Here is a 9,007-nt window from a genome sequence, read left to right as displayed (position 1 = left end):
CGATCGGCCAGCAGCCGCCGGAATCGCAACAGATCGACGTGCTGAACATCTTCAACGACACCAGCAAGGAAGATGTCGGCGGCGTGATGACGGCGACGACGCTCACCGGCTTCAACATGGCTGACAATCTAAGCCTGGGGCTCGGTGTGACCGGCGATCCGACTTTCGGTGAATCCGGCTTCTTCCCGGGTGGCATCAGCTTCGGACGCATCAGCGTCGACCAGAACGGCGATTTCGGCACCGACAGCACCAAGAGCACCATCGAGGTGGTCAATCTGATGCTCGGTGAAGGCAACGACAAGCTCGTCATCGAGGGCACGCTCAATCCTGCGCCGCCGGTGCAGGTGACGAGCACGTTCGACATAACGCCATCCGGCGTCAACGGCGGCACCATCGTGCGCACCGGATTCGACTGGAAAGCGATGGGCTTCCTCGTCGGCCAAACGGTGAAGATCGACAACCTGCCGGGCGTCTGGACGATCGTCGCCATCAATGATGCGCTGATCAATCCGGCCAATCCGGCCGAAGGCGCGGATCCGAATGACAACTCGATCCTGGTTCTGAGCGGACCGACGCTGGCCAGCGTGGCGGACGGGCCGCACACCATCACCGCCTTCGATAAGGATGTGATCACGCTCAACAAGTCGGTGGATGTGGCCACGACGACGGCGGGCGGCATTATCACGCGCACCGACGGCGGCAACTGGGCCGGCTTTGCGGTCGGGGACTTCATCTCGATCGCCGAAGACTTTGCGCAGGGCGAGTATCAGATCGTGGCGATCGCCGGCGCGGTCATGCGCGTCATCGGCGGACAACTCGCGCCGGTCTCGGAAGCACCGCGCACCATCAATCGCATCAACCCCGTGACCAACGCCGTGCTGCAGACCGTGGTGGCCGAAGTCGATGTCGACCCAACTTATACCGGCGGCATCGTCACGCGCCACGACAACGTCAAATGGGCCGCTGAAGGCTACCTCGCCGGACATCTGGTGACGATGGTCGATGCCAGCGGCAAGCGTAACTTCCGCATCATCGAGATATCGGAAGACGGCTACTCGCTGACGCTCGAGGGCGCGCCGCTCGCGACGCAAAACAGCGCGGTGAAGAGCTTCTACGTGCAAGGCCAGCATGGCGCGCTGACGCTCGTTCATGGCGGCGGCAACATGTATCTGGAAAGCACCGGCCCGATGAACATCGCCGCCGGAACCGGTGGACAGATCATCGTCACCCGTCAGGACGGCCGCGACTGGTCGGAGGACCGCTATCAGGTTGGCCAGGTAATCCAGCTTGCGGGCGAAACCTACACGCGCACCATTCTGGCGATCGCCGATGCGACCCTGCCGGCGCCGAGCAACTCCGCGCTGACATGGGGTGACGGCAGCAAGCTGGTGCTCAGCGCACCGAACACACGCGCCGGCCAGCCAGCCGGCACGGTGCTCGCGCTCAACACGTTCAACAGCTATGCCGAGCGTTCACTGCACGTCGCGGAGCCGCGCGCCATCACCGGCACGGCGACCGTCAACATCACCACCAACAGCCTGACACGCAGTGTCGGCAGCTGGCTGGCGGATGGCTTCTATGTGGGCCAGAAGGTGCAGCTGAGCGGATTTGCCGGCACGTTCACCATCCAGGCGCTCACTGCGAGCGTGATAACGCTGCAGAGCGTTGCGCTGACGCCGAAAGCCGGTGTTGCGATGACCGTCTCCGGTGTCGATATAACGCTGGACGGTGGCAGGCGTGTCGGTGGCGACCATATTATCGTCACCGGCGGCGCCGGGCCGAACTCGCCACTGGTCATCTATGGCGACACCAGCCAGGACGGAATCTGGTATTCCGGCCAGGCGCACAATGTCTTGGGTATGGAATTCGGCGAGAAGCCGTTCGATCCGTTCCCGCAACTGCAGGACGGCGAGAACGAGGATGACGAGTGGGTGTTCCCGCTCGCCAATCCCTACAAGCTAGCCGGCAACGACATCATCGACGCCAGCGCCTTGTTCGCCGGCACGCTGTCGGCAAACCTGCCGAGCGTCGGTCTGACGATCTATGGCGGCGCGGGCAACGACACGATCTACGGCAGCCAGGCTGGCGATCATCTCGCCGGCGGTTCCGGCGACGACCTGATCATCGGCAATCGCGGCGCCGACCACATCTATGGCGATAGCGGCGTCAACGTGAATATCTTCACGCGCCAGCTGTTCATCGACACGGTCGACAACAGTCCGTTGCCTTCGGCCGATCCGAATGCCGACACCAACGGCACGACGATCAAGCCGGTCAAGTCGTCGGTTCGCGACCTGATGAATGCGGGCGACGACGTGATCTTCGGCGATGGCGCTTCGCATCTCGGCTATGGGCCGAGTTCGGTCGCGGCTGCCGGCCTGCTCGGCGACTTCGACGACATCATCTTCGCCGATCACGGCGTGATCGAAATGTTCGTCGACGATCCGAACTTCCCGTCAGCCTTGAAGCAGCGCATCCAGACGACCGAGCTGGCGTTGGTCACCGGCATCAAATCGGCCGAACTGCAAAATGGCGGCGACGACGTGGTGTTCGGCGGCCTCGACCGCGACGTCATCGTCGGCGGCGCCGGGCATGATCTGCTCGATGGTGACCAGCAGGACGATCGCGTCTTCGGCGACAACGTCTACCTGTCGCGCCAGGGCGGCGCTCACGGCAATCTGTACAATGACACGTTCAGTCTGCGCTTCCAGACGCTGGCCGGAACATTGATGTACAGCCGTACCGACCGGCCGATGCCGGCCGGCCTCGGCACAGTCAATGCCGACAACAGCGGCCTGCTGCTGGTCGACAGCATCGCGCGGCGGTATCGCGATCCGGACGGGGCTCCGTGGTGGAGCGAGTATTCGGTCGACTACGCGGCGCTGCACACCTTTGCCTTCGACGAGGGCGCGGCCGGCGTCGGCAGCTTCGGCAACGACTATATCGCCGGCAGCGAAGGCAATGACGAACTGTTAGGTCAGCTCGGCCATGACGTGGTGCAGGGCGACGGCGGCATCGAGCTTGCCTTTGCCGGTACCTCGCATGTCGGCGCATCGCGCACATCCGCCGGCGTCACCGATCCGATCGGTCCGCTGACGGTGATCGCCTCCTTCACGGCGGCGACCGACGGCCAGGACTATATCGAAGGCGGTGGCGGCGACGACCAGATATTCGGCGGTCTCGGCCAGGATGATCTGATCGGCGGTTCCTCGTCCTTCTTCAGCCTCATCGATCCGAATATGCGGCCTGACGGAGACGACTATATTTTCGGCGGCGCCGGCATCGAGATTGATCGCAATGACGATAATCTGCCGAATGACGGCACGCTGGCCAATTCGCGTTTTGCCCGCGATGCCGACTCGATGATCGGCGACAACGGCAACATCGTGCGGATCGTCGGCGTCAATCACACCGACATCAATCCGACCGGCGCAGCCGGGCAACAGCTCTATGTGCAGTTCAACTACGACGTGAATGACCCGGCGCGCGCTGGTGGCGAACGCCTCGTCGTGCGTGGCATCCATCTGCTCGACTACACGCCGGGCGGCCCGGACTTCCGTCCGGACCTGTTCTCCAAAACCAACCCGAACAATCCTGCCTATCGCAACGAGTTCGGCCTATGGGCCAAGCAGGACATCGGCGGCCATGATGAGTTCCATGGCGAAACCGGTGACGACACCGCCTATGGCGGCGGCGGCCATGACCGGATCTTCGGCGATGCCGAGAACGACGATCTGATCGGCGGCTGGGGCAATGATTGGATCTCCGGTGGTACCGGTGAGGACGGCATCCTGGGTGACGACGGCCGCATCTTCACCAGCCGCAACAGCGCGACCTACGGCGAAAGCCTGTTCGGCGTGCTGCCATTGCTGGCGACCGATCCGGATACGCGCACCAGCCAGGGCGATGTGCTCAACGAGTTCATCTCCACTCCGGGACAGGTGCAGACCGAGACGATCAATGTCGGTGGCAAGATGAAGAAGGCGGTCGACCTGACCCCTTACAATCTGACGCCGAACGCACAGGGCGGCGACAATCCGCTGTTTGACGCCAATGTCGTGGACGATATCATTTTCGGCGGCCTGGGTGACGACTTCATCCATGGCGGTTCCGGCGACGATGCGGTCGGCGGCGGGGAAGCTCTGCCAGATTCCTATACGCAGCGCTTCGATGCAGCGGGCAATGTCGTGGGCATCGTGCGCACCGACTTCTCGCGGCCATGGAACCCTGGCGACGTGCTGAGGTTTGGTCCCGACAGCGATCCGTGGAATGCGCCGAAGCCTGTGCAGAGCCGGCTCGGCGAGTTCTTCCTTTATGACGAGTACGATCCGCGCCGGACAATCATGTTCAACGCCGATGGTTCGGTATGGAAGACCGGTGCGGCGCCCATCACGCGCCAGTATTTCCTCAACCTCGTCGACAATGAAGGACCGCTGGTCAACGGTGCGATCGCTTTTGCGCCGAACGGCACGCCGACGGCGTTTGCGCAGCGCAACACCGACGGCAACGATGCGGTCTTCGGTGACCTGGGCAATGACTGGATCGTTGGTGGCACTGGCCGCGACCACATCTATGGCGGCTGGGGCAACGACCTCATGAATGCCGACGATGTGCTCTCGACCAACAACTGGCTGAACGACCAGCCAGAGACGCACCCAATGTATGAGGACCGCGTTTTCGGTGGGGCCGGGCTCGACATCCTGATCGGCAACACCGGTGGCGACCGCCTGATCGATTGGGTCGGGGAGTACAACAGCTACCTGGTGCCGTTCGCACCGTTCGGTATCGCGACGGTAAGCCGGCAGGTGCCGCCGCAACTGTTCGACTTCCTCTATGCGCAGGCATTCAGCGACGGTGTCGACATCACCCGCACCGCTGACACTGGCAGCATCAATGGAGACGACAAGTACAGCCACGTCCATATGTTCATGGGCGGCGTGGAAGGTGAAATCGGCCTGATCACCCAGAAGGATCATGGCTTCTGGCAGGATCAGACCGGCGGTCCGACGGATCCCCAGGCTGGCAACATTCCGGGCGGTAAGCGAGACGTGCTGCGCACGGCTGACTTCAACGACGGCAATGCCAAGGTCGTGGCGGTCGATGAGGGCAATTTCGCCGTCACCAGCGGCAAGCTCACCGTTCAGTCGGCAAGCACCTGGGATCAGGCAGCCGCGGTTCTCTATCTCGACGCCTATACGCCGATCTACTACGAGCTCGCGGCGACCTTGACGGCCGACAAGCCGACCGGCGGCTGGAAGGCCAACTCCTACATCATCTTCGACTATTATTCGCCGACCGATTTCAAATATGCCGGCATCAATATCTCGAACGACCAGATCGAGATGGGCTATCGCGACGCCAGCGGCTGGCATCAATTGGTCAAGTCCAACAAGCCGGTGCAGCTCAAAGCGAACCAGGCTTACGATGTCCTGCTCGCAGTCAACGGCACGAACGTGAGTTTGACCGTCGCCGGCGTGAATTGGTTCAGTTACACCTTCGCGCCGCGCATCGTCGATGGCCAGCCGGTGGCGCTGAACAAGGGCCTCGTCGGTGTCGGCAACAGCGGCTCGAAGGGTACGGTGGACAACTTCCGTGTCCAGGTCTTGCCACCACAGATCACGCTCGACTACGCAGCCGAGTTCAACGGGCCGCCGACCTATCCGATGTCGAAGACTGCGGCTCAAGGCTGGACGCTCTCGGGCGGCAGGCTGAATGCGGCGGCCAGCGCTGGCACCAATCTGCTGGATGTCGGCCCGGCGATCGGGGCGGACGCCTATCTGGAACTGACGGCGAAGTTGAAGACCGCCGGGACCGCTGGCATCGTCTTCGACTACTACGGCGCCAACGACTACAAGTTCGTCACCCTGGATGTGGTTGGCCAGAAGGTTTTGGTCGGACACGTGACGTCGAAGGGCGGCACGGTGATCGATCAGAGCTTCGCGCGCACGCTCAGTTCAACGACGGACTATGACGTCCAGTTGACCATACGAGGCGCAGCCCTCTCGATCACCGTCAACGGCGCATTCGTCGGCAGTTATGGCTTCAATGCAGCAATTGCCGATGGCGAGTTCGGTCTGGTGACAGGCAATGCAGGTGCGTCTTTCGACCGGCTGCAGATCCGCACCAATGCGTCGGCGTTCAGCACCAGCTCCAATCAGTTGGCGCTTGCTTCGCTCGGCCAGGCCGCGGACACGGCAACGGCGGTCGGCATCGATCAGGCCAAGGCGATGTTGGCGCAGGCGGTGGCGATCTGGTCGGGAAGCGGCCAACTCGACGCGACACAACTTGCCAAGCTGTCGAACCTGGATGTCCAGATCACCGATCTGCCTGGCTCGGCGCTGGCACAGTCGGTGTTCGGCGCGGTGATGATCGACCGCAATGCGGCCGGACAGGGCTGGTTCGTCGACCTGTCACCTCTCGACAGCAGCGAGTTCCAGCTCGATGCCTCCGGGCACCTGACGGCGTTGCCGGGCGGCGCCGCCGATGGACGGATGGACCTTCTGTCGGTGCTGATCCACGAGATCGGCCATCAGGCGGGCTTGGATCACGATGAGGGCGACGCGGGCGTGATGTCGGCTGAGTTGGCCGCCGGCGAGCGCCGGCTGCCGGAGGCCGGATCTGCCGGTCCGCTGACTGAAACGCAGCTCTTCCATGATGGCCTGGGCGTCTTTGTCGGCGCGCAGGAGCATGGATTGCTCCAGAGCGCAGGCATTGCCCGGGCTGAACCGATTGGCGAAGCCACGACGATATCGAGCGCAAGAGCTTCCGGCGGCACGGCGGCGGCACATTCCAAGTCAGAAGCCGATACAAGCGCCAAGACCGACGACATCGTGCTGACCGGGGCTACTTCTGGCTTGCAGGCAAGCGGCCAGCTCAACTGGGTGTTCGACGAAGCCAGCGGAACCTTTGTTGCCGCACAGGGTCGGCAGCAGGACCGTCCGCACGATGCAGCGCCCGATGCGGATCAGGACGATGGCGACGCAACTTCGGACGACCTCAACGGTCTCGCCGAATGGAGCAACCGCAAGGGACTGCTGTCGCGCCTGTCCAGTCTGTTTGGAGTGCGATGAGACAATGATGGCGGCGCAGTTCACACATCTCGCGAACTGCGCGCGCCGCCTCGAAACGGCTGTCCATGGCCGATAGCATCCTTGAAAGTGATACCCACAGGATGCTGGATGATGCCGGCATCGTCAGCTACAGCGTTCTGGACCAGGCGCTGTGGACACGCTTCCGCACTGCCGGGACATCGGATGAGTTCATTGGCGCGTGGCTGGGCCTCCTGTGCCGCCAGATTGCCGATGCCTCGGCAGCAGCCCTGGTGCTCGGGGAAGCCGATACCGGGCCTTATGTGCTGGCCGCCGCATGGCCGAACTCACAGTCGCCGGTCGGCGGACTTCTCGCCGCCACCGAAATGGCCACGGGAAAGCGTCAGGGCGTCAGTGTATCGGGTCCGACGGACAACACACAAATCATCGCGTCACCCATCCTCATCGACGGGCATCTGTTCGGAGCCTGTGCCGTTGCGGTGAAGCGAAACGACGCTGCCTTCACCGACATCATGCGTAAGATCCAGTGGGCCTGTGGCTGGGTGGAGGTGCATCTGCGCCGCGGCATGAGCGATCAGAGCGAACAGGCGGCGCAGCGCAGCCGCTTTGCGTTCGATATGTTGGCGGCAGTGATCGAGAAGAAGCGGTACAAGGGCGCTTGCACCGCCCTCGTCACCGAACTCGCCATGCGGCTGAACTGTGACCCGGTCGCCGTCGGCGTGATGCGCCGGCGCTGGACGCGCGTTGCGGCGGTGTCGCATTCGGCGGCATTCGACGGCAAGGTCAGCTTCATGCGCGACATCGCGGCGGCGATGGACGAGGCAATCGACCAGCGGGCCGTGGTCGTCGCGCCACCGCGCCAGGGTCAGGAATATCGGGTCAGCATCGCGCACGAAGCCTTGACGCGCCAGTACAAGAATGGCGCCGCCCTGACCGTGCCGCTGCAGAGCAACGGCACGATGACGGGCGCGCTTACCTTCCTGCGGCCCGCCGACGCGAGCTTTGACCAGGAGACGATCTACCTTTGCGATGCAGTCGCGGCCGTGGTCGGACCGGTGCTCGAGGAAAAACGCGGTAACGACCGGACGATCTTCACCAAGGCGATCGAAGCGGGCTGGATCCAGATCAAGAGGCTGCTTGGCCCGCGCTTCATCGGGCGCAAGATTGCGACGCTGGCCGCGGTGGCGATAGCGGCCTATCTGAGCGTCGCCACCTCACCCTATGCGGTAACGGCGCCCGCGGTCATTCGCGGTTCGGTGCAGCGAACCATCGTTGCCCCGTTCAGCGGCTATGTTCTGGCTGAATTCGCCAAGGCAGGCGAAACGGTGCGCAAGGATCAGGTGCTGGCGCAACTCGATGATCAGGATCTGAATTTCGAACGGCTGCGGCTGGTCACCACCAAGGCTCAGAAGGAGACGGAATTCGACCGCGCTCTGGCGCGTGGCGAGCGCGCCGAAAGCCAGATCATCGAGGCCCAGATCAAGCAGGCGGACGCGCAGCTGTCGCTGATCGACGAACAACTGCGGCGCACCCGACTGGTGGCGCCGTTTGACGGATTCATCGTCGCCGGCGATCTGTCGCAATCGGTCGGCGCGGCGGTCGAGCGTGGCCAGGAATTGTTTCACATCGCGCCACTCGATTCTTACCGCGTTGTCCTGGAAGTCGACGAAAGCGACATCGATGACATCAAGATCGGCCAGACCGGCCAGTTGCGGGTCAGCGCGTTGCCGAGGGAGCCGCTGCCATACAAGATCGAACAGATCACCTCTGTCTCGCGACAGGGCAACGGCCGCAACTCGTTCATGGTCGAGGCTTCGCTCGCCGGGTCCCTCGAGCGGCTGCGTCCTGGCATGGAGGGCGTCAGCAAGACCCATGTGGATGAACGGCTGCTGTTCTTCGTCTACACCCAGAAGATGATCGACTGGCTGCGCCTGACCCTCTGGCGCTGGGCGGGCTGA

Annotated in this window: 2 protein-coding genes; both read left to right on the top strand. The window is 63.1% G+C overall.

The window, feature by feature from the left end:
- Nucleotides 1-38: 38 nt before the first annotated feature.
- Nucleotides 39-7,070 carry a hypothetical protein gene (locus EN906_RS00290; protein ID WP_206529062.1) on the top strand — a complete coding sequence of 2,344 codons (7,032 nt, stop codon included), beginning with the start codon at nucleotides 39-41 and terminating at the stop codon, nucleotides 7,068-7,070.
- Nucleotides 7,071-7,135: 65 nt separating this feature from the next.
- Complete coding sequence (locus tag EN906_RS00285) at nucleotides 7,136-9,007, top strand: HlyD family efflux transporter periplasmic adaptor subunit (protein ID WP_127269820.1); 1,872 nt, start codon at nucleotides 7,136-7,138, stop codon at nucleotides 9,005-9,007.

Origin of the sequence: Mesorhizobium sp. M7A.F.Ca.CA.004.06.1.1 (assembly GCF_003999135.1) — a bacterium.
In the GTDB taxonomy this organism is placed as follows: Bacteria; Pseudomonadota; Alphaproteobacteria; order Rhizobiales; family Rhizobiaceae; genus Mesorhizobium.
Note: the sequence above shows the minus strand (reverse complement) of the source record. Positions and strands in the feature narration are given on the sequence as shown.